Origin of the sequence: Ralstonia pickettii, assembly GCF_030582395.1 — a bacterium.
GTDB classification, from domain to species: Bacteria; Pseudomonadota; Gammaproteobacteria; order Burkholderiales; family Burkholderiaceae; genus Ralstonia; species Ralstonia pickettii_D.
In genome coordinates, this window is the sequence record NZ_CP104382.1 from 479375 (window position 1) to 501251 (window position 21877).

Below are 21877 nucleotides of genomic sequence, written 5' to 3' on the forward strand. Positions count from 1 at the left end.
CTAACGCGATGTGGCCGCGGGCAACACCGGCGTGACCGTGTACCCGCGTGCCGCCAGCAGCGCGGGAATTCCGTTGGGTCCGATCATGTGGAGCGCGCCCACGGCGCCAAACACGCGCTGGCCGCTGTTGTGCACGCGTGCAATGTTCTCGGCCATGGCGCGGTTGCGGTTCGTCACCAGCCGTTGGAAGGCGCGTTTGTCCGATGCCGTCTTCAGGCAATCGCACCACTGCGGGTAGTGCTCGAGCGTGCTGATGTCGCTGTCGGCCCAGGCATTGGCGAGCGTGAGCGTCTGCGTGCGCGCCTCGCCCGATTCAATCGCGTCGAGCACGGTATCGAATTGCTGCGCGACCTCGTTCTTCGGCACGATCTCGTTGAGCACGCGCACCTGCTGCGCCAGCGTTTCGAGCGGCACAATCGGCAAGTGCACGCTCTTGGCGTAGGCCGTAAGAAACAGGTCGATGCCGAAATCTGGATAGAGCCCATCCGTGCGCACGCCCAGCACCGCCAGCGAAGCCAGTTGCATGGTCGGCTGGAACTTGCGGATCTGTGTGAGCGCCGTGTCGGGCAGGCACGCCGCGGAGAGCAGTTTGTTGAAGCGTTCGCCGCGACGACCGGTCAGGAGCCGGCGGTCCTCTGCGCTGTTTTGCGCGGTCAGCGCCTTGCGGTCGGCGTCCTTGTCGAGCAGGTCGAGTTCGAGCGCGATGCTGTCAACTTGCTGAAGCGCGCTGCGCACGGTGGGGCCCGGCAGCATCCAGTCGGCCCGCGCAACGTGGATCGTGCCGTAGAGCCACGAGGTGTGACCGTTCTTTTCGATGCGCCAGAGCAGGCCGTGGTCGGTCGCGCGTTGCGCGGCGGCGGCCCAACCGTCTTTGGGGATGAAGCTGGAGGCGGGTGGCGGACAGTTCGGGGCCGGTGCCTGTGCCTGCGCGGGCGTCGTGTCTTGCGCGACAGCGGTGCCGACTCCCGCCGATAGGAAAAAGAAAAGCGCGGCCGCGAGCGCGCGCCACGTGGTGCGATTGCGTGCCATTTGGCTGCTCCCCGAATATTGTTGTGGTCGTTTATGCAGTGTAGCGGGCGCGGGCCATTGCGTGCCTCACGGTGATCCGCCCAGACGCGCTATTCGCTCAGCTTCGGTGGCACGGCATGCGCACCGCGCGTCTCGCGAAACCACAGCGCCAGGCTTTCGTCTTCCAGCGCATAGGCGCCGCGCGACTCCTTCCAGATCAGGTTCTTCTCGCGCAGCGCGTCAAGCGCGGCTTGCACCGTGGCGGTGGAAAATTCGCTGTGGCCGAGCTTGGCCGCATACGCCTTCATCGAGTCTTCCGAAAACGGCGAATAGCCTTGCCCCCGCTCGATCAGCACCGCCAGCACGCCACGCTGGATTTCCGTCAGCGCGCTGTAGTCGCTTTCGATCTCGCCCCAGATGCGGTCGCGAAAACCCTGCGCGCCGCGCTTGAGCAACTCGCCCAGGCTGGCCGCCTCGCCCAGCTCCAGGGCGATCTCGCTGACGATGCCCTTGAGCATCTCAGGCCGGTGTCCGACCAGCTGGAAGGCGGCAAACATGTCGTCTTCCTTGAACTGGTTGTTCGGCGCCAGGTGCTGGTTGACCCACGCCGTGTACGCCGACACATACGGCCGCCCCAGCAGCGGGAAGTTGGTCACACGCGAGCCGAAAAACGGCTGCGTGCGATTGAGCAGCAGGTTCGCGAGCTTGTCGCGGTTCGACCCCGTAAAGACGAGGAAGAGGCGGGGTTCCTCCACGCCCTGGTTCATCTGGTCGCGCGCGGCCTTGAGCGCGAACATGGCGTTGGTGCCGGCCTCGGTGGACAGCGCGTGCTGCGCCTCGTCGATGACCAGCACGACCGGCCGCTGTACCGCCTTGTAGAGCACATCCAGCGCGTCGGCCAGGGTGATGCCCGGCGGGAGCCCGATCTTGCCGAGGTTGAAGGTGAAGGTGCGCAACACGTCGACCTTCTCCATGCCGGCCTGCTTGGCCAGCTTGGCGATCGGCCCGTCAAACTGGGCCAGTTTGGATTTGATGGCGTCGGCGATCAGCAGGCCGGGGTCGCGGGCGCGGTCGGCCCATAAATCGACGTAGATGGCGATCCACTTGCGGCGCTCGACCTCCGGCACCAGGTCTTCGCGCAGGAACGTGCTTTTGCCGGTACGCCGGGGCGCTGCCAGGAACAGGCCGGAGCGCGCATCGGCCAGACCCTTGCCTTCCAGGCTGTTGCATAGCGTGTTGGCGAGGTCCTGGCGGTGGAAGCTGAAGCGTCCGGTATCGGTGTCCGAATCCATGAGAAGCCCTTTTTAGACCGAATTATGGAAGTCGGTATAAATTATAGTCGAAGTCATAATTAAGGCTAATTCCCGCTCGAAGGCCCGTCGATATTTGTCGATCCCCCCAGTTTCACTTTGCGCGGCACTGTGCCGCACGCAATTCGGGGAACTGTGTGCAGCGCTATACTCCACACATTCTGACGTTGTCCATCCATGCTCCATCGCCGTTGGCTCTTCCTCGTCTGGCTTGCGATCGTACTGAACGTACTGTCGCCGGTGCTCGCTTCCGCACGCGCGGCGGCCACGGGCACGCTTGACGTCGAGCTGTGCAGCGCCACGGCACCGCATGGCAGCACCGTGCAGGTTGCCATCGACCTGCAAGGCGATGGTTCCGCCGACAAGTCGGCCGGCCACCACAGCGTGGCGCACTGTCTGTATTGCCCGGGGTTTGCCGCCGGGCTGGCTCTGGCGTCAGTGCCGGCGCTGGATGTTCCTTCCGCCCATTTCGTCTATCGCGTGCGGCAGCCGGCCACCCCGGCGCCCGTGTACGCGCGCAGTGCGCTGCGCGTGGCCGAGTCGCGCGCGCCTCCGGTGTCTCCGTCGTTGTCGATCTGACGCGCCTGCGGGGGATGAACCCCGTGGCGCCTTTGCGTTGGGCCCTGGCGGGGCCGACGCCATCGCAATCCGGAGACCTTTCTGATGTCATTCCACAAGCGCACCGGGGCCGCTGCCCCTAAGCGCACGCTGGTGTGCCGCGCTGCGCTCGCCCTGAGCGCAGCGGCACCGCTGTCTGCTTTTTCGGCCGAGGATGCGGCATCCGTGCCCGCGCCCGTCACGCAGGAACTCGCGCCCACCGTGGTGCGCGCCACTGCCAACCCCGCGCCGTTCGCCCGCAATACACCGGCGGTCGTACAAAGCGTCACGGCCGATCAGTTGGCTGACCGCAACGTCGTCACCGCCGAAGACGCGGTCAAATATCAGCCCAATGTGATGGTGCGCCGCCGCTTCATTGGCGACCGCAATTCCATCTTCGCCGGACGCGATTTCAACGAGATTCAAAGCGCCCGCGGCCTGCTGTATGCCGACGGCATTCTGCTCTCGAACCTGCTTGGCTCGAGCTACAGCTTCCCGCCGCGCTGGTCGATGGTCGGGCCGGACGACCTGGCGCGCGTCGATATTCTGTATGGGCCGTTCTCTGCGCTGCTGCCCGGCAACTCGATGGGCACGACCATTGCGATGACGTTACGCCGCCCCGAGAAATTCGAGGCTGCCGCGCAGACGCAGGTGATGAGCCAGCATTACAACGATGCCTATGGCTTTTCGCGCAACGTCACCGGAAACCACGAAAGCGCATCGCTGGGCGACCGCATCGGCAAGTTCTGGTATGCGCTGTCAGTCGACCGGCTGGAGAACGACAGCCAACCGATGCAATACGCCACGCCCAACTCCCGGTTCACCGCGGGCGGCACGCCGGTGCCGGTCACGGGCGCGCGGCAGGATCTCGGCCCCAACGGCCAGCCGCGCGTGATTCTCGGGCCCCAGATGCTCGAGCGCACCCAGCAACTGCAAGAGACGCTGCGATTCGGCTACGTGTTCAGCGACAGCCTAGAGGCCTCGCTCACGCTGGGCCATTGGGAAAACCATTTCAACGATCAGGCGCTCAGCTTTCTGCGCGATGCCGCCGGCAACACCATCACGGGCGGCAATGTGCTGATCAACGGCACGCCCTACACGATCGCCCCGAACACCTTCGCCCCGCAAAACGGCGACCAGGAAAACTGGCTCTACGGCTTGGGCGTGAAGGGCAAGATCGGCGGCTGGAAAATCGACACCAACGCTTCCGCTTACAACGTTTCGCGCGACATCCTGCGCGCGTCGAACACGGCGGCCGGCAATGGACCCGGCACGGTGTTCTACGGCGACGGTACCGGCTGGTCCAACTTCGACATTAAGGCGACGTCGCCCACGGTGTCCGGCCATACCTTCACGACCGGTTACCACTACGACCAATACCACCTGCGCAACCAGACCTTCAACGCGACGAACTGGTCGACGGAAACCCTATCCACGCTCAAATCCAGCTACCAGGGCGACACGCAAACGCAGGCCGTTTTCCTGCAGGACGCGTGGGCGTTTGCGCCACGCTGGCTGGCCACACTGGGCCTGCGCTACGAAAGCTGGCGCGCCTACAACGGCCAGCTCGGCAACGGCACAAGCACGTTGGGCTACGCCAGCCGTACCGAAGACGCGTTTTCGCCCAAGGCCGCCATTCAATGGCAGGCCACGCAAGACACGCTGCTGCGCTTGTCGTATGGCCGCGCCGTGCGCTTTCCGACGGTGGCGGAGCTGTTCCAGGGCACGATCAGCGGCAACACGATCGTCAACAACGACCCGAACCTCAAACCTGAACGCGCCAATGATTTCGACTTCACCGTCGAGCAGGCTGTGCCCTACGGCGTATTGCGTACCAGCCTGTTCCAGAGCGACGTGCGCGACAGCATCTACACGCAGACCAACATCACCGTCACGCCCAACGTGACGAACGTGCAGAACGTCGATCGCGTGCGCACGCGCGGCATCGAGTTGGCGTATTCGGGACAGGACGTTCTGCAGGATGCGGGTGTGCGCGGCGTGGACGTTGAAGCCAACGTCGCTTTCACGCAATCGAAGATGCTGGCCGACGCCGCCAACCCGACCTACGTCGACAAGACCTGGCCGCGCATGCCGCGCGTGCGCGCCAATCTCTTTGCGAGCTGGCACGCTACCCCCGATTGGACCGTGGGCGCGGGCGTGCGTTACTCCGGCCGCCAATACGGCACGCTCGACAACACCGATGTGCTGCCGAACGTCTACGGCGGCACCAGCAGCTTCTTCACCGTGGACCTCAAGGCCAGCTACCGTATCGACAAGCACGTCACGCTGGCGCTGGGCGTCGACAACCTGACCGATAGGCAGTATTTCGTGTATCACCCGTACCCGTCGCGCACCTTCTATGGGCAACTGAAATGGCGTCTGTAATGCAATCGATTCCTCGATTCCTGGCCGGTGCGCTGCTGGTTTTTGCGGCAACGCTGGCGCTTGCGCACGAAGGTCACGACCACGGCGGCATGGCAGGCAAGGGCGCCGCCAAACCGCAGCTTGCTACGACGGCGGCGTTCGACAAGGCAGGGCGCCTGTGGGTGACGTGGGCGGAAGGGCAGCACGTGGTGGTCGCTTCGTCCGACGATCTCGGCAAAACGCTGTCGGCGCCACAGCGCGTGAACCCGCAACCCGAGCCGATCTATACCGACGGCGAGAACCGCCCGAAGGTTATCGCCAGCCCGGACGGTGCGCTGTATGTGAATTGGTCGCGCCCGCTCGATGCGCCATACACGGGCTTCGTGCGTTTCTCGCGCTCGCTCGACGGCGGCAAGACGTGGAGCGCGCCAGTCACGGTCCATCACGATCGCCAGCCGATCACGCACCGCTTCGATTCGATTGCGGTCGACAGCGCAGGCCACGTCTTCGTCACGTGGATCGACAAGCGCGACCTGCTGCGGGCGCAGGCCGCCAAGCAGCCGTACGACGGCGCGGCGGTGTACTACACCGTTTCGACCGACCGCGGCGCCACCTTTGCGCCCGAGCGCAAGATCATCGACCAGACCTGCGAATGCTGCCGCATTGCGCTGGCGCCCGATGCCGACGGGCACATGCTCGCGCTGTGGCGCAACGTGTTTGCCGGGCAGATCCGAGATCACGCATTGGCGACATTACCGATCGATAACACGCCGCTTGCCGTCACGCGCGCGACGTTCTCGGAGTGGCGCGTCGATGCGTGTCCGCACCATGGCCCCGCGTTGGCCGTCACGGCAGATGGCGTGCGGCACATGGCGTGGTTCTCCGTGCAACAGGACAAGCCCGGTCTGTTCTACAGCCGGCTGTCGGCCGACGGCAAACCGATCGGCGAGCCTTGGGGCTTCGCCGGTTCGCCACAAGCCGGAGCGCAGGCCTCGCACCCCGCATTGGTCGCCGCGTATGGCGCGCTGTGGCTGGTCTGGAAACAGTTTGCCGACGACCGCATGCAGATCCTGCTGCGCAAATCCATCGACGGCGGCCCGCACTGGTCGGCGCCGGCCGGCGTGGCAAACACCGATGGCGGCAGCGATCACCCGCAATTGCTCGCGCGCGACGGCCATGTCTACCTGTCTTGGCGTACCCAGGCGGAGGGTTACCGCCTGATCGATATCAGCAATGTCGTTCCGACCAATCCATCATTGGAGGCATCGAAATGAAAATTCGATGGAGAGCGGTGGCGACGGCCGTGGCGCTATCGGCCGCCGGTTTGACGGCGCAGGCCGCCGGTGCGCTGCAGTTCCGGCCGCTGCATGCACGCGATGTGCCGGCGCTGCTGCAGACGCCCCATGCGCGTCCGCTCATCGTCGAAATCTGGTCATTGGATTGCAGCTACTGCCGCGAGAACATCGCGCGTATCGCGCAATGGCGGCGTACCGCCAAGAAGAACGTGGATGTGGTGATGGTGTCGATGGATGGTCCGGACCAGGCCGAGATGCTGAACCGCGCGCTGGCGCCGCTGGCCCGCGACGGGAAGATCGACGTTGCACGCATGCCGCAGTACGCCAACGCCGAAGACATGCCGGAGCGCCTGCGCGCCGCGCTCGACCCCGGCTGGCAGGGCGAGATGCCGCGCACGATCATCCTCCGCCCGGACGGCAAGCGTCACGCATCGAGCGGGTTGCTGACGCCGCAAATACTGGAAACAGCGCTCAGGGATTAATCAGAAAATGACGCAGACCCCCCTCGTTGTTGGGGTATGGCGGGGGGCGTGCACTTTTTATAATGGCTTCGCTTTGTGAATTCCGGCGCATTGCTCATTCACAAAGCACACCCGACCATCTTTCGTCGTCAAAGGCTGAAGATGTTAAGCCCGCTCGCCCCCCGGCCCGCGGGCTTTTTCTTTGCCCGGTCGAAAAGTGAATCTGTATTTCCCGGGACAGTGCGGTGGCGGGGCGGATGATAACGTGCCCTTAGCGCGCTGTCGCCTGCGAAGAAGAGGGGTATGGCGTGGATGGGCGTTCCGCGTCCTTGGATGCGGCCCCAAGGCCCACGGCCACGGCGGCCAGCAAGACGGCAAGACCGCGCGCGATATAGAACACCGTTTGCGCCCCCGCTATTTCCGATTTGGCAGGTGGGGTCTCGGCAATGTGGGCGTGCCAGGCACTGCGCGAGGCGCGGTGTGGGAGCGGATCGCGATGGGCTCGCGGCGCGGGTGCGCGGTGTGTCGAATGAGGCTGCATGTGCGACATGGCGGTTCTCTTGACGTTCAAACGTGCAACCAGGCGCGCCGGAACAGCAGCGCTGTCATCGAAAAGCCGAATGTGGAAATCAGCGCCCGCACAACCGGCACCGGCAAACGCTTGCCCACATGCGCCCCCATATAGCCACCCAGCGCGGCGGCCACCAGCATGACCAGCGTCTGCGGCCACCACACCATTCTTGCCAGCGCAAAACACGCCACCGCTACCAGGTTGGTTGCCCCCACCAGCAAGGTGCGTGAGGCGTTCAGTGCTTTGATGTCGTCATGGCCGAACAGTGCCCAGACGGCCATCATCATGATCCCGACCGCGCCGCCAAAGTAGCCGCCATAAACGGCCAGCGCACCTTGCGCGATCAGCAGTGTTGTCCGCCCGATCTGCACGCGCCGACGCAGCCACGCACCGGCCTGTTTCCCAAAGGTGAATGCCAGCGAGCCGATCAGCAGCAGCCACGGCACGATGAAATCGAACGCGCGAGACGATGTGTTCATCAACAGCAGCGCGCCGAGCAGCCCGCCCACCAGGCTGATCCCGACCATGGCCTGCATCGAGACGTGTCCGAACCCGCGATAGTCGGCGCGATACGCCCACGCCGATGTGGCCGCGCCGGGCAGCAGTGCCACCGTGCTCGACGCATTGGCAAACACCGACGGCACACCCGCGAACATGAGCGCGGGCAGGGTGACAAACGAGCCACCGCCCGCCAGCGCATTCATCATGCCGGCGAGCAGGCCCGCGCCAAAAAGCAACGGCGTGGCGGATTCCATTGGGGGCGAATTTGGGAATGTTCTGTCGGAAGAAGCCTCAGTCTCGAGCAGTGGCGACCCCGCGGCAATCTGCGATACATTGAGCGAGCCTCAGTGTGAGGCTGAGGCAGACTCCAAATTTGATAGGTATCGTGCGCTTCGACCTGACCGACCTCCGACTCTTCCTCCACACCGCCGAAGCCGGCAGCATCACGGCGGGCGCCGAACGCGCGCACCTCACATTGGCATCGGCCAGCGCCCGCATCCGCGGGATGGAAGACACGCTTGGCGTGCCCCTGCTCACGCGCAACCGGCGCGGCGTGGAAACGACCGCTGCGGGCCGCACGCTCGTCCACCATGCGCGCGTTGTCCTGCAACAGATGGACCGCATGCGCGGTGAGCTGGGTGAGTACGCGCGTGGCCTCAAGGGCTACGTGCGGCTGCTTTCCAACACGGCGGCGATGACCGAGTTCCTGCCGGAAACGCTCAGCGCTTTTCTGGCCGCACACCCTGAAGTCGATATCGACCTGGAAGAGCTGGTGAGCCACGAGATTGTCGAAGCGATTGCGCAGGGGCGCGCCGACATCGGCATCGTCAACGACGCGGTCGATCTGTCGGGGCTGGAAACCTTTCCGTTCCGCCACGATCGGCTGGTGCTGGTGACCGCGCGCGACCACCCGTTGGCGGAGCGCCGCGAACTGGCCTTCGTTGAAACGTTGCAGGAAGATTTTGTCGGCCTGACAGGCGACAACGCATTGCAGGCGTATCTGGCGGGGCACGCCGCACGCGCCGGCCACCGGCTCAAATATCGCGTGCGCCTGCGCAGTTTCGACGCGGTATGCCGCATGGTGGAACGCAACGTGGGCGTGGGCGTCATTCCAGAGCATGCGGCGATCCGTCTGCAACGCTCCATGGGCATCCGCCGTGTGCGCCTGACCGACGCCTGGGCGACGCGCCTGCTGCGCATCTGCGTGCGCTATTTCGATGACCTGCCTGTCTTTGCGCGCCAGTTGATCGAGCATTTGCGCGAGGCCTGAGCAGGGAGCGCGTCCGTCATTTGATGGATAGATGCTGTTTGAACTCGCGTCGGTGAAAACGCGTCGGTACACTGCAAGCAGTTGCGGGCCGCACAGCGCCACAAACGTGCGGCGCCGCACCAACCCTCCGCTCATGGAGCACATCATGGCGTCTGCCGGTGTTCCCCCTGGTGTTCCGCCGATTGGCCTGTTGCACGCGGCGCGCGCGCTGCGCATCTACCGGCGCCACGAAATCAATGCGCTGGCGTGGATCGCGCTCGGCGTGTGCCTGCGCAGCCCGGCGCTGATAGCGGCTATCAGCGTTGCGTTGCTCATCGTGTGCGCGTGGTCGCTTACGCGGCACATCCAATATATGAAGCCCCTGTATGAATTGCCGGTGTTCAGCCGCCTGCTGGCACACAGCGGCATGGCGTTCGCGGCCATCAATGCGGCGCTGCTGGCGGTGGAGCTGGCCACGGGGGCCGGGCGCGGCGCATGGTTTGATGCCGACGGCTGGCTTGCGCCGGCGTGGCCGCAGATTCTTCCGGACATGGCCGGCACCATTGAGCTGATGCTGGTGGGCGCCCAGTGGATCGTCGTGCTGGGTGTGGTGGTTGCCGCAACCGCCTGGGCGTGGCTGAGCCTGGGTGGCGGCCGATCGCTGCGTTTTCCGCCGCGCTCGCAATGAGCGTATGGCTCGGGACAATCCGGGCTGGTCTGGCGGAGGAATTCCTCCTATAAGTGGCGATGTCGGTTGCAGGTGCGTTTCCGTAGCGCCCGGACGAGGCGCGTGCTGTTGGAGCGTGCGTAACACCACGCTCCGAACCCCAGGAGACAGGCATGACATCGCTGGACGCTTTCCTGCGGTGCCGCGACTTTCTGCTCGCGCACCGTGAGGATTACGACACCGCTGTGCGCGATTTTGCATGGCCCCAATTGGACCGCTTCAACTGGGCGCTGGATTATTTCGACGCCATGGCGCGTGGCAACGACGCCATCGCGCTCTGGGTCGTCGACGATCAGGGCAACGAGACGCGGCTGTCGTTCGCGCAGATGGCCGAGCGGTCGGCGCGCGTGGCCAACCATTTTCGGGCGCTTGGTGTGCAGCGTGGGGATCGCATCCTGCTTATGCTCGGCAACGTGCCCGGGCTGTGGGATGTAATGCTCGCCAGCATCAAGATCGGCGCGGTCATCATCCCGGCCACCACGCTGCTCACCGCCGAAGACCTGCGTGAACGCATCGCCATGGGCGAGGTGAGCCACGTGGTGGTGGGCGCGGCGGACTGCGCCAAGCTCGACGCTGTATCGGGCACCTTCACGCGCATTGCGATCGGTACGGACAAGGCGCCGGCGGGCTGGCACCGCTTTGAAGACGCCTACGATGCCCCAGCCGAGTTCACGCCTGACGCACCCACGGAGGCTAGCGATCCGTTGCTGCTGTACTTCACGTCCGGTACCACGTCCAAACCCAAACTCGTGATGCACACGCATGCGAGCTATCCGGTCGGGCATCTGTCCACCCTGTACTGGATCGGCCTGCGCCCGGGGGATGTGCACTGGAACATCAGCTCGCCCGGCTGGGCCAAGCACGCGTGGAGCTGCTTCTTCGCGCCGTGGAATGCCGGCGCCACCGTCTTCATCTACAACTACGCGCGCTTCGAGCCTAAAGCAGTGCTGGATGTGCTCTGCCGGGCCAAGGTGACGACGCTGTGCGCACCGCCCACGGTGTGGCGCATGTTGATCCAGGAAGACTTGGCCGCGTGGAAGCCCGCCCTGCGCGAACTCGTGGGCGCGGGCGAGCCGCTCAACCCCGAGGTGATCGAACGGGTGCGCGCGGCGTGGGGCATCACCATTCGCGACGGCTACGGCCAGACCGAAACCACCTGCCAGATCGGCAACAGCCCGGGGCAGCCCGTCAAGGCAGGCTCGATGGGTCGGCCGCTGCCCGGATACCGCATCACGCTGCGCGACCCCGACGGCCACGAAGCCGAAGAGGGCGAGATCTGCATCGAATTGGATTCACGGCCGACCGGCCTGATGGAAGGCTACGCCGGCAACGCCGACAAAACCGCCGAAGCCATGCGCGGCGGCGTGTATCACACCTCCGACATTGCGGCGCGCGATGCGAGCGGCTACCTGACCTACGTCGGCCGCGCCGACGACGTATTCAAGGCATCGGATTACCGTGTCAGCCCATTTGAGCTTGAGAGCGTGCTGATCGAGCACCCGGCCATCGCAGAGGCCGCCGTTGTGCCGAGCCCCGACCCGTTGCGCCTGGCCGTGCCGAAAGCATTCCTCGTCCTGCGGGCGGGGCATGAGGCCGGCCCGGAACTGGCGCGCGAGATCCTCCGGTTTTGCCGCAGCCGATTGGCTTCCTACAAACGCGTGCGCCGCATCGAATTTGCCGACCTGCCCAAAACCATCTCGGGCAAGATCCGGCGCGTCGAACTGCGCATGCGTGAAGCCGCGCGCAGCGAGCACACCGCGGGCGTACGCAACCTGCAGGAATATTGGGAAGAGGATTTTCCTGCCGACTGATTTACGCGTTGCGTGTTGGCATTTCGGCACCCACGGAACGTGCGGCCGCTCGACCGCTCGTTCCGTGGCGCCAGCGCTGCGGGATATCAGCGCGACGAGCGCGGGACCAGGCGCAGTTGGCGCACGCGATCCAGATCGTAGGCGGGGACGCCGCCGTGCGGCAGCGATGCCCGCGAGGCCGCGAGGTCGCGGCCGCGCACGATGACCGGCGCGAGCGAGCCTGCTCGGATCAAGTCCGACGCAGCCAACTCTATCCAGTCGCGGTAATTTCGATAGACCTCTTCGGCCGAAATCTTCTGATGAGCGCAATCGCAGAGCGACAGCGCTTCGGACGTGACGAAACAGCTCACGACCTTGCCGTCGACGATGGCTTGGAAGAACAGGTCGCCTACGGACCTGAAAGTCTTGCCGGTGAAAGAAATGTTCATGATGCTCCCCCCATTGATCGGGCCGCCGGTTGAGCGGCGTGCCCCACATGCCGCTTTCGCGGCGTAGTGGCCACATGCAGGAGCTTGATTTCCGAATGGAGGGATGACGATGCCCCGGATGTGGAATCGATCCGGATGCAATTGACCCAGTGAAGCGGGTCGGACTGTCCCTCGGTGCCGTTATGCCGGTCTGTCAATTCGGTGTGACTGCGATTCGCTCTCGCGCTGCGACCTTCCCCGTACAAATCTTGCTTATGTTTTTATGGTTACCACAATCGATGCAGCAGCCCGAGCCCAATAGCGATGGAGATGGCCAGCAACCAGAGGAAAACGGTAGAGGCGCGCGTAGAAGGAAGGCGCGTTTGGAAAAGGCGCCGACGCGTAGGAATCACCTGCCAATTGGCAGTGTGTCGTTCCCACCCCAGACGAGCAGTCAAGCCCGCCGTTCCCCGTTTCATTGTTCCCATGGCCCGCTCCCGGAAGCTCGTCGATGCCCCGTATTTACTTTTATTTAATTCTGCTTTTCTTCGATTGCATTCTAGGACACTCTATGCAGACCGCTAGCGCCCCTTGGCATGATTCTTATCCTCCATTTGGCTCATAAACGGGAGGCTTAGGACATATTGGGGAGGCGAATATGAAGTGATATTCATCACCTTAGAAGCCGATTAATCGATACGCAAACGCTTACGTTTGAAATGTATCCCAGTCATTCTTCGTAACAAGCCCACAAGGCGACGCCGATAGAGTCATACGTTTCCGACAGCGGCATGGTGCAAGACTGCACAGAAACGGGGCTCGAGCGTAGAACAACAAGAATGCTGCGCGGGCTGCGGTACAGTGCCGCGGGGCTGGCTAAGCATTAGAAAAGGTGCAGGACATCGACATGACGCAAGTAAGACGCGCCCGGAACATCAGGGCGCTGGCAGGGCTCGGGCGTTTGGGGGGCGCCGCCTTGATGGCATCGACAATATGGGCGGTAACGACCGCCGCGCTTGCTGCCCCGCCCAGCTTGGCAACACGCCGCGCCGCCGTGGAGTCGACGTTGGCGCGTGCGGCCAGTTGTCAGCAAATGGGCGATTACTACTGGGAAATCGGCGACGCTGATGGCGTGCTGATGCGGGGGCAGCGCGGCCAGCGCATCGGCGCCAACAAGACCGTGCGGTTGGGATCGGCATCAAAATGGGTGTTCGGCGCCTACGTGGTCGAGCGCGCGAATGGCAAGCCCACATCCGCCCAGATCGATGCACTTACCATGCGCTCCGGCTACGACGGGCTCAATCCGCTGCTCTGCAATCGAAACGACACCGTGCAGAGCTGCTTTCAGCGCGGTCGCAACGCGACCTTCACGCCCGGGCACGTCGGACGCTTCAGTTACAACGGCGGCCATGACCAGAAGCTGCTGATCGATCTCGGCCTGGGCCGTGCCGACGCCGAGGCGCTCAACAACGACCTCGACCGACAGCTTGCCAATACCCCCGGCGCGCGCGAAGGTGGCCAGCCGCTCGGCATCCGCTTTCTCGCACCCGAACCGGCTGGCGGGATGATCGCCACGCCGGCAGGATACGGGCAGTTCCTGCGCCGCCTCATCCGCGGCGACTATCAGCTCGGCAAGATGCTCGGTCAGCATGCCGTTTGCACCGAGCCCGGTACCTGTCCGACCGCTGTCAGCACGCCGGCTGCACTGCCGTGGCATTACGCGCTCAATTACTGGATCGAAGATCAGCCCGGCGGCGACGGCGCATTCAGCTCGGCCGGTGCATTCGGTTTCTACCCTTGGATCACCGCCGACAAGCGCCACTACGGCATGCTCGTTCGCGAGACGCTCGCCCCACGCGCGTATGTGCGCAGCGCGGCATGCGGCGCACTGATCCGCCGTGCGTTTGCCGAAGGTAAGCCGCAGCTTCCCGCCGATGGCGCCGGGAGCGCCGACTTCGGCGACTAACGTACCTTGCAGATCAAGCGGGCAAGCCATCGCCTAACGTGATTGGAGGTGGCGCCGCATCCTGCCGGCGACCTGGGCGAACTGCGCGACTTGGGCGCCTTCGGCACGCCGGTTGCGACGCACGGGCCACCTACCTACATGGAGATGGCCCATGGTCCGGCACCCCCTGCGCGGCAGCGAACGCACCATTCCTCAAGACGCCCGCATCCTCGGCGATGCGCACCCGGCGGAGCAGATTCAAGCGCTCGTGCAATTACGCCGCCCGAATGAGGCTGATCTCGATGCACGCCTGTCCGGATTCGCCCACGCGCATGCCGCCGGGACTCCACCGCCCACACCGCTCACCCGCGAACAATGGGCCGCCCAGTTTGGCGCCACCACGGACGACATCGACGCCGTTCGCGCGTTTGCCCACGAACACGGCCTGCAAGTGACTGAGGTGAACGTGGCCGCCGCCACCGTCACGCTCGAGGGCACCGTTGAACAATTCTGCCGCGCGTTCGATACGCACCTGCACCGCGTCGCGCACGGCGACTGCGAATACCGAGGGCGTTCGGGCCCGCTGCGGTTGCCGGAGTCTTTGCAGGACGTGGTGGTTGCCGTGCTGGGGCTCGACTCACGCCCGCAGGCGGAGCCGCATTTCCGTTTTGCGCCGCTGCCCACGGGGTCGACTGAGCCGGGAGGCATCCGGCCCGCGCGTGCGGCCCCGACTGCGTCCTATACGCCGGTGCAGCTCGCTCAGCTCTACGGCTTTCCGCAGGGCGATGGCGCAGGGCAGTGCATTGCGTTTGTCGAACTTGGCGGCGGCTATCGGGAAGATGATCTGCGAGCGTACTTCCAGGAGCTTGGCGTGCCGATGCCGACGGTGACGGCCGTGCCGGTCGGGCAGGGCGCCAATCGGCCAACGGGGGACCCGGGCGGCCCGGACGGCGAAGTCATGCTCGACCTGGAGGTGGCAGGCGCCGCGGCCCCAGGCGCCACACTGGCCGTCTACTTCACGGTGAATACCGATGCCGGTTTCGTGCAGGCCATCAACGCCGCCATCCATGACACCAAGCTGCGGCCATCGGTGCTGTCCATCAGTTGGGGCGCGCCCGAAAGCGCGTGGACGCCGCAGGCCATGCAAGCCGTGAACGCCGCACTGCAAAGCGCGGCCACGATGGGCGTGACGGTGTGTGTGGCATCGGGCGATAGCGGCTCCAGCGACGGCCAGCCCGATCGCGCAGACCACGTGGACTTTCCCGCCTCCAGCCCATACGCGCTGGCATGCGGCGGCACCAGCGTGCGCGCCAGCGGCAACCGCATCGCCGAGGAAACGGTGTGGAACGACGGCGCACAGGGCGGCGCGGGCGGCGGCGGGATCAGCGCCGTCTTCGCGCTGCCGAGTTGGCAGCAGGGCTTGGCCGCCCAGGAGACGCAGGGCGAAAGTGTGCCGCTCGCGCGGCGCGGCGTGCCCGATGTGTCGGCCGATGCCGACCCGCTGACGGGCTACGTCGTCCGCGTGGATGGCGAGACCGGCGTCGTGGGCGGCACCAGCGCGGCCGCGCCGCTGTGGGCTGCGCTCATCGCGCGCATCAATGCCATCAAGGGGCGGCCGGCGGGGTATCTGCATGCGCGGCTGTATCGGAACCCGGGCGCGTTCAACGACATCAAGCAGGGCAACAACGGCACCTTTGCCGCCGCGCCCGGCTGGGACGCCTGCACTGGCCTGGGCAGCCCCAAGGGCGACGCGATCGCCAACCTTTTTTAGCAGCGAGGCACGCATGACCACCACCGACCAGCCGTTCTTCGACCCGACCGCTTACGGCAACGGCCCCGACGACAGCGTGACCGACACCAGCGAGGGCATGGCGATCACGCACCACGCCGTGCGCATCGGCGGACGCGACATCGCTTACACCGCGCATGCCGGCCACCTCGTTACGGTCGACCCGAGCAGTTCGCAGCCGGTGGCGAAGATGTTCCATGTGGCCTTTGTGGCCAATGCCCCGGAAGGCGGCGCGCAGGCGCGGCCGGTCACGTTCTTCTATAACGGCGGACCGGGGTCTTCGGCGGTGTTCGTGCTGCTCGGGTCGTTTGCGCCGCGCCGCATCGTGACGTCGATGCCGTCGTTCACGCCGCCTGCGCCGTATCGCATGGAAGACAACCCCGACAGCCTGCTCGATCGCTCGGACCTTGTCTTCATCAACCCTGTGGGCACCGGCTATTCGACAGCCATCGCGCCCAAGCGCAACCTCGATTTCTGGGGCGTTGACCAGGACGCGCGCAGCATCGCGCAGTTCATCAAGCGCTGGCTGACCGCCAATGATCGATGGAATTCGCCCAAGTTTCTGTTTGGCGAGTCTTACGGCACGGCGCGTTCCTGCGTGCTCTCGTACCTGCTGCACGAGGACGGGGTCGACCTGAACGGCATCACGCTGCAGTCTTCCATCCTCGACTACACACAGGCAGGCAATCCGGTCGGGCTTTTACCGACGTGCGCGGCAGATGCGTGGTTCCACAAGCGCGCAACTGCCCCCAAAGGCGGACCGCTGCCCACAGACGTGGGCGACTTTGCGGAAGCCGCCGCCGTCTTTGCCAGCACCGAATACGAAAAGGCGCTCGCCGAACCCGCGCATGCCGATCCGGTCGTGCTCAAGACGTTGTCTGCCCTCACTGGCATCGATGCGGCGACGTTGCAGGGCTGGCGGCTCGATGTGGCAGCGTCCGACGGCGCGGGCACGTCGTTGTTCCTGACCACGCTGCTGGCTGACAAGGGCTTGTCGCTGGGTGCGTACGACGGTCGCGTCACTGGTATTCACACCGGCATTGCGGCCAGCGTGAATCCAAACTCCGGCGGCAATGATCCGACCATGACGGCGGTGTCCGGCGTCTACACCGCCATGTGGAACACCTACCTGAACGCCGATTTGAAGTTCACGTCCAACTCGGCCTTCACGGATTTGAACGACCAAGCCTTCCGCCACTGGGATTTCCGCCACACCGATCCGACCGGCGCGCAGAAAGGGCTCGATGCCAATGGCAATGTCGCGCTGTACACGGCGGGCGACCTGGCCGCCACGATGAGCCTGAACGTGGATCTGAAAGTGTTCTCCGCCAACGGCTACTACGACTTCGTCACGCCGTTCTACCAGACCATGCTCGACCTGAAGGCGATGCCCTTGCTCGATGCCGATGTACGCAAGAACCTGTCGGCGGGGTTCTACCCATCGGGGCACATGGTGTATTTGGATGGCGGCTCACGCACGGCATTGAAGGCCGACCTCGCGCGCCTGTATGACGCCGCCACGACCGACCACCAGGCCGTTGCGCGCATTCGCATGCTGCAGGCGCGCAAGGCGTGAGCCCACAGTTTGCGGATCAATACCCGCGGTAGTACGGATGGTAGTAATGCGGGCGGTCGTAGTAGCCGCCTGCCGGAACCACCACGCAGGCGCTCAGCGCAGAGGTGGCGGCAGCAGCAAGGATGAGCAGGGCGATAGTGCGTTTCATGACGAGGCTCCTTGGTGATGGCGATCGTTGATCTGGCCTCACTGTATGGAAATGCCTCGCAACCGCGCTTTACGGTTTGTAAGAAAAACTGTGACGCCCAAGCCGGTAATCGGGCGTCCTCCCCGCATTGGCAACGCGCGGATCGGGTGCGCCGTAATTTGCCGTTACCTTTGCGGCGGGACTATGGAGCACCGGGCGTAGCTCGGACACTGTCAGTGCCGCGCCACGATGTTCCACGAACTTATCGTCACGGTATTGACAGATCGTTGAGATCGGCGGGAAATACACCAAACGGCAAACGTTGTGCTTCAAGTTTGAACGCGCGGCGCCGATAGCCGTTTGTATAGAGACAGATGTCAGGGCGCCTTGGCCCAGTCGAGGCAGCAAGCCTTGCGGGGACCACGCGATGCGCGCCGCCCAACCGTGCGCATCGGCAACATATCGGGGGGATGCATCATGACGAATTTTCTGGAATCGACCATCGCCTGGGCTGCACCGTGCCTGATCGCTACCGCGATTGTCGTGCCGGCTGTGTGGAACAAACTGCGGGCGCGCCGTGTGCTCGAAGCCATGCACCACGCGCGCGAGCACCGCGACGAGTAGTCCGCCGCTCGGCCCTTCGCGCCGACTTCACCTTCTTGGTCCGGTAAAAGCGAAAACGGGCGCCGCATTGCTGCTGGCGCCCGTTTGGCATTCTGCGAGGCCGGTTGCGGTGCGTCCCGTTGCGCCGCAATCGTGTTCGCTCAGGCTGCCACGGCCTGGCTCACAACGTCGCGCATGGCGGCGTGTGCTGCTTCCAAGGCTTGCGTGCGAGCGTCCGGGCCCATCGCCAGGCGTTCTGCGCGCACGAACTGCACATCGGTGATACCGAAGAAGCCGAACACGGTCTTCAGATACGCCTCCTGGAAATCCATCGCGGCGGCCGGGCCGGCGGAGTACATGCCGCCGCGCGTCGATGCAACGATCACCTTCTTGCCACCGGCCAGGCCGACCGGGCCGTTTTCCGAGTACTTGAACGTGCGGCCGGCTTGCGCCACGCGGTCGATCCACGCCTTGAGCTGGCTCGGCACCGAGAAGTTGTACATCGGCGCGCCAACCACGATCACGTCGCTGGCGAGCAGCTCGTTCACGAGCGTTTCCGAGCGGGCATGCTCGGCGCGGGTCGCGTCGTCAAAATCGTCGGCGCCCGTGGCGCGGAAGCCGGCAGCAATGGCGCCGTCCAGGTGAGGAATGGCTTCGACCGACAGGTCGCGGTGGACGACGGTGGCGCTCGGGTTTTCGCGGCGCAGCGCGTCAACAATGGCGGCGCTCAACAAGCGCGAGGCCGAGGCGTCACCGAGGATGCTGGAATCAATGTGAAGGACTTGCATGGTGTCTCTCCAAGTAAAAGGTGGGTTGCTGCAAAGATAGTGCGATGCGGCGAGTTCCAGTAATGGGTCGAATCGACACACATCGTTCTATGAGTGAGACAATGCGCCGATGCCTTGGAGAACGGCCATGGAAGACCTGAACGACCTCGTCCTGTTTGCCAGCGTGGTGACGCACGGCAGTTTTTCCGGCGCCGCGCGGGCGCTGGGGATTCCGAAATCGCGCGTGAGCCGCCGCGTGGCCGACCTCGAAACCCGCCTGGGGGTTCGGCTGCTGCAGCGCTCAACGCGGGCGGTGCATGTGACGGACGTGGGCTCGGCGTTCTTTACCCATTGCGAATCGATGACGCAGGCGGCCCGCGCTGCTTTCGAAGTGGCCGAGCACGCAGGCGAGAAACCTTCCGGGCGACTGCGCGTGAGCTGTCCGGTGGGCGTGGCGCATGTGTTCATCGCGCCCGTGCTGTCGAAATTCCTGCGCGCGCAGCCCGATGTGCGCCTGGAGCTGGACGTGACAAACCGCCGTGTCGACGTGATCGGCGACGGCTACGACGTGGCGCTGCGCGTGCGCTCGACGCTGGACGATTCCAACCTCGTCGTGCGCAGTTTTGGCGTGAGCGACCAGGTGCTCGTCGCCAGCCCGTCATTTGTGGCCGAGCATGGTCCGTTCGAGACGCCGGAATCGATGCGCGGCGCGATCGGGGTGGGCGTTGACGGTGCGGCCGGGGAGCGCACCCGCTGGCGCCTGACCGCCCCTGACGGCGGCGCGGTCGACATCGAATACACCCCCGCGCTGGTGACGGACGACCTGTATCTGATGGGGCAGACGGCGCTGGCCGGGATTGGCGTTGCACAACTGCCGTTCAACCTGTGCGCCGAGCCCGTTCGTGATGGCCGGCTGGTCGTGCTGCTGCCGGAATACCGGTTGCCGGTGCACCAGTTTCACGCGGTGTTCCCGTCACGCCGGGGGCTCGTGCCGGCCGTGCGCGCGTTCATCGAATTCCTTGCGGAAGAGTTGCCCGGCATGACGGCAAACGTCAGCCGTTGCTATGAGGACATCGTCCGGCAGCCCGATCGTTGACTCTGCAACGATTGCGAATCGGCAGTATCATCAACGGCTTCGCTTCTCCCATTGGCGCGGGTGCCTTGAGCGGCATGCGCGCACGCTCCCATGTCCTCCCGCCCCAGCATCGAACCGCCCAAGCCAGATACGCCTACTGCGCCCATTGCGTCGGCATCCAGCCCGCTGGATGCGCTGCCCGTGCCTGAAATTCCGGTGATGGCGGTGATGGGCGGGCTGATGCTTGCCATCTTGCTGGGCGCGCTGGAGCAAACCATCGTTGCGGTGGCCTTGCCCGTGATTGCGGGCGAATTCAACGGCTTTGCGCTGATGGCGTGGCTGGTGTCGGCGTATCTGGTGGCGTCTACGGTGGTGACGCCCATCTACGGCAAATTGAGTGACCTCTACGGCCGCCGCGCCATGCTGACGACCGCCATCGTCCTGTTCGTGCTGGCCTCGGTGGCGTGTGCGTTGGCGACCAGCATGCCGATGCTGCTCGTTGCGCGTGTTCTGCAGGGGCTGGGCGGCGGCGGTCTCATCTCGATATCGCAGGCCACGATTGCCGATGTGGTGCCGCTGCGCGAGCGTGGCCGCTACCAGGGGTACGTGAGCGGCATGTGGGCCATGGCCAGCCTCGCCGGTCCGGTGATCGGCGGTTACCTGACGCATTACCTGTCATGGCGCTGGATTTTCTGGATCAACCTGCCGCTGGGCATTGTCGCGCTGCTGGTCGTGCGCCGCACGCTTCGGCATCTGCCGGTGGCGCATCAGCGTCGCCCGATTGACGTGCTGGGCGTGGTGCTGTTTGCGGCGGGGTTGACCGCCCTGTTGCTGATGATTACCCGGGTGGGGCAGGGCACGTCGCTCACGCAGCCCGACAATCTCGGCCTTCTGGCGGGGGCGGTGGTGTTGCTGGGCGCCTTTGTCTGGCAAGAGAATCGTGCTGTGGAGCCGATCATTCCGCTGTCGATGTTCCGTGTGCGCACGGTCACGATCTGCTGCCTGGCGCTGTTCCTCTGCTTCTTCCAGTTGATTGCCACGTCGGTGCTGATGCCGCTGCGCTTCCAGATGGTGGCAGGGGCCAGCCCCGATGCCGCCGCGCTGCGCCTGGTGCCGCTCACGCTGTCGATTCCGCTTGGCGCCTTCATCGCCGGCCGGTGGATGACGCACAGCGGCCGCTACAAGCCGTTGATGCTGATTGGCGCAAGCGTGGTGCCGTTTGCCGTCGCATCGCTGGGTTTGCTGGACCCGCACAGCGTACTGGCGCTGACCCTTGCGATGATCGTGCTGGGGCTGGCGATTGGCGTGCAGTTCCCGACGGGCCTGGTCGCCACGCAAAACGCGGTGTCGCCGCAGACGGTGGGGCTGGCCACCGCGCTGACCGCCTTCTCGCGTCTGCTGGGTGGCGCGGTGGGCGTGGCGGTGCTGACCTCCGTGCTGATTGCGCTGATGCGTCAGGCTGCGCCCGGCGCCCAGGTGGCGGCCGGCGGCGACGTGCTGATGGATCTCTTCCACGCAGCCCTGGCAAGCAACGGCGCCGATGCCCAGGCCTTGCAACGCGCGGGCGAGAGCGCGTTCCGGCATCTTTTCTTCTTTGCCGCTGCGGTGTCGGTCATTTCGCCCCTGCTGATCGTACGGCTGGAAGAGAAAGTGCTGCGCGGCAAGGTGTCGCTGGCCGAAGCCATCGAATAAAT

18 protein-coding genes and 1 pseudogene are annotated in these 21877 nt (G+C 64.9%); 13 read left to right on the forward strand and 6 right to left on the reverse strand.

The window, feature by feature from the left end:
* Complete coding sequence (locus N5B55_RS18965) at positions 1–1029, reverse strand: TraB/GumN family protein (RefSeq protein ID WP_304541165.1); 1029 nt, start codon at positions 1027–1029, stop codon at positions 1–3.
* An 89-nt stretch (positions 1030–1118) separates the two neighbouring features.
* Positions 1119–2300 (reverse strand): hypothetical protein, encoded by a 1182-nt coding sequence (locus N5B55_RS18970; RefSeq protein ID WP_304541168.1) that lies wholly within the window; start codon positions 2298–2300, stop codon positions 1119–1121.
* Positions 2301–2495: 195 nt separating this feature from the next.
* Here N5B55_RS18970 and N5B55_RS18975 point away from each other — a divergent pair, with 195 nt between their 5' ends.
* The 4 genes from N5B55_RS18975 to N5B55_RS18990 all read left to right on the forward strand — a co-directional run bounded on the left by N5B55_RS18975 (position 2496) and on the right by N5B55_RS18990 (position 7056).
* Entirely contained in the window at positions 2496–2897 is a 402-nt protein-coding gene (locus N5B55_RS18975; RefSeq protein WP_065854453.1) for a DUF2946 domain-containing protein, read from the forward strand.
* An 84-nt stretch (positions 2898–2981) separates the two neighbouring features.
* On the forward strand, positions 2982–5300 hold the full coding sequence (locus tag N5B55_RS18980) for a TonB-dependent receptor (RefSeq protein ID WP_304541171.1): 2319 nt from the start codon (positions 2982–2984) through the stop codon (positions 5298–5300).
* Positions 5300–6553 (forward strand): sialidase family protein, encoded by a 1254-nt coding sequence (locus N5B55_RS18985; protein WP_304541173.1) that lies wholly within the window; start codon positions 5300–5302, stop codon positions 6551–6553. Before N5B55_RS18980 ends, N5B55_RS18985 begins: the two co-directional genes overlap by 1 nt.
* On the forward strand, positions 6550–7056 hold the full coding sequence (locus tag N5B55_RS18990; RefSeq protein ID WP_304541175.1) for a redoxin domain-containing protein: 507 nt from the start codon (positions 6550–6552) through the stop codon (positions 7054–7056). Before N5B55_RS18985 ends, N5B55_RS18990 begins: the two co-directional genes overlap by 4 nt.
* Before the next feature lie 546 nt (positions 7057–7602).
* Here N5B55_RS18990 and N5B55_RS18995 read toward each other — a convergent pair.
* Positions 7603–8361: a sulfite exporter TauE/SafE family protein gene (locus N5B55_RS18995; protein WP_304541177.1), complete on the reverse strand. Its 759-nt coding sequence runs from the start codon at positions 8359–8361 to the stop codon at positions 7603–7605.
* Positions 8362–8492: 131 nt separating this feature from the next.
* Here N5B55_RS18995 and N5B55_RS19000 point away from each other — a divergent pair, with 131 nt between their 5' ends.
* The 3 genes from N5B55_RS19000 (at position 8493) to N5B55_RS19010 (ending at position 11894) form a co-directional block, all read left to right on the forward strand.
* Positions 8493–9377: a LysR substrate-binding domain-containing protein gene (locus N5B55_RS19000; protein ID WP_304541179.1), complete on the forward strand. Its 885-nt coding sequence runs from the start codon at positions 8493–8495 to the stop codon at positions 9375–9377.
* A 145-nt stretch (positions 9378–9522) separates the two neighbouring features.
* On the forward strand, positions 9523–10044 hold the full coding sequence (locus N5B55_RS19005) for a hypothetical protein (protein WP_009240550.1): 522 nt from the start codon (positions 9523–9525) through the stop codon (positions 10042–10044).
* Positions 10045–10196: 152 nt separating this feature from the next.
* Positions 10197–11894, forward strand: a complete 1698-nt coding sequence (locus tag N5B55_RS19010) for an AMP-binding protein (protein ID WP_304541181.1) — start codon at positions 10197–10199, stop codon at positions 11892–11894.
* An 86-nt stretch (positions 11895–11980) separates the two neighbouring features.
* Here N5B55_RS19010 and N5B55_RS19015 read toward each other — a convergent pair whose 3' ends face one another.
* The gene (locus tag N5B55_RS19015) at positions 11981–12322 is read right to left on the reverse strand and encodes a DUF1488 family protein (RefSeq protein WP_065854467.1); all 342 of its coding nucleotides are present in this window, start codon (positions 12320–12322) and stop codon (positions 11981–11983) included.
* Positions 12323–13208: 886 nt separating this feature from the next.
* On the opposite strand from N5B55_RS19015, the gene N5B55_RS19020 reads away from it, so the two are divergent.
* The 3 genes and pseudogenes from N5B55_RS19020 to N5B55_RS19030 all read left to right on the forward strand — a co-directional run bounded on the left by N5B55_RS19020 (position 13209) and on the right by N5B55_RS19030 (position 17611).
* Positions 13209–14267 carry a hypothetical protein gene (locus N5B55_RS19020; protein ID WP_304541184.1) on the forward strand — a complete coding sequence of 353 codons (1059 nt, stop codon included), beginning with the start codon at positions 13209–13211 and terminating at the stop codon, positions 14265–14267.
* 151 nt (positions 14268–14418) lie between these two features.
* A pseudogene (locus N5B55_RS19025) lies at positions 14419–15783 on the forward strand (S53 family peptidase); the annotation flags it as partial.
* Between the two features lie 94 nt (positions 15784–15877).
* A complete protein-coding gene (locus N5B55_RS19030; protein ID WP_304541186.1) occupies positions 15878–17611 on the forward strand; it encodes a S10 family peptidase in 1734 nt (577 codons plus the stop codon).
* Between the two features lie 16 nt (positions 17612–17627).
* On the opposite strand, the gene N5B55_RS19035 is transcribed toward N5B55_RS19030, so the two are convergent.
* On the reverse strand, positions 17628–17759 hold the full coding sequence (locus tag N5B55_RS19035; RefSeq protein ID WP_004627564.1) for a hypothetical protein: 132 nt from the start codon (positions 17757–17759) through the stop codon (positions 17628–17630).
* A gap of 456 nt (positions 17760–18215) precedes the next feature.
* On the opposite strand from N5B55_RS19035, the gene N5B55_RS19040 reads away from it, so the two are divergent.
* Entirely contained in the window at positions 18216–18362 is a 147-nt protein-coding gene (locus N5B55_RS19040; protein WP_178961952.1) for a hypothetical protein, read from the forward strand.
* Between the two features lie 140 nt (positions 18363–18502).
* Here N5B55_RS19040 and N5B55_RS19045 read toward each other — a convergent pair whose 3' ends face one another.
* Positions 18503–19129, reverse strand: a complete 627-nt coding sequence (locus N5B55_RS19045; protein WP_304541191.1) for an FMN-dependent NADH-azoreductase — start codon at positions 19127–19129, stop codon at positions 18503–18505.
* A 127-nt stretch (positions 19130–19256) separates the two neighbouring features.
* Between N5B55_RS19045 and N5B55_RS19050 the strand changes: the two genes are divergently transcribed.
* Complete coding sequence (locus tag N5B55_RS19050) at positions 19257–20204, forward strand: LysR family transcriptional regulator (RefSeq protein WP_065854471.1); 948 nt, start codon at positions 19257–19259, stop codon at positions 20202–20204.
* Positions 20205–20294: 90 nt separating this feature from the next.
* Positions 20295–21875, forward strand: a complete 1581-nt coding sequence (locus N5B55_RS19055) for an MDR family MFS transporter (RefSeq protein ID WP_304541193.1) — start codon at positions 20295–20297, stop codon at positions 21873–21875.
* Positions 21876–21877: the final 2 nt, after the last annotated feature.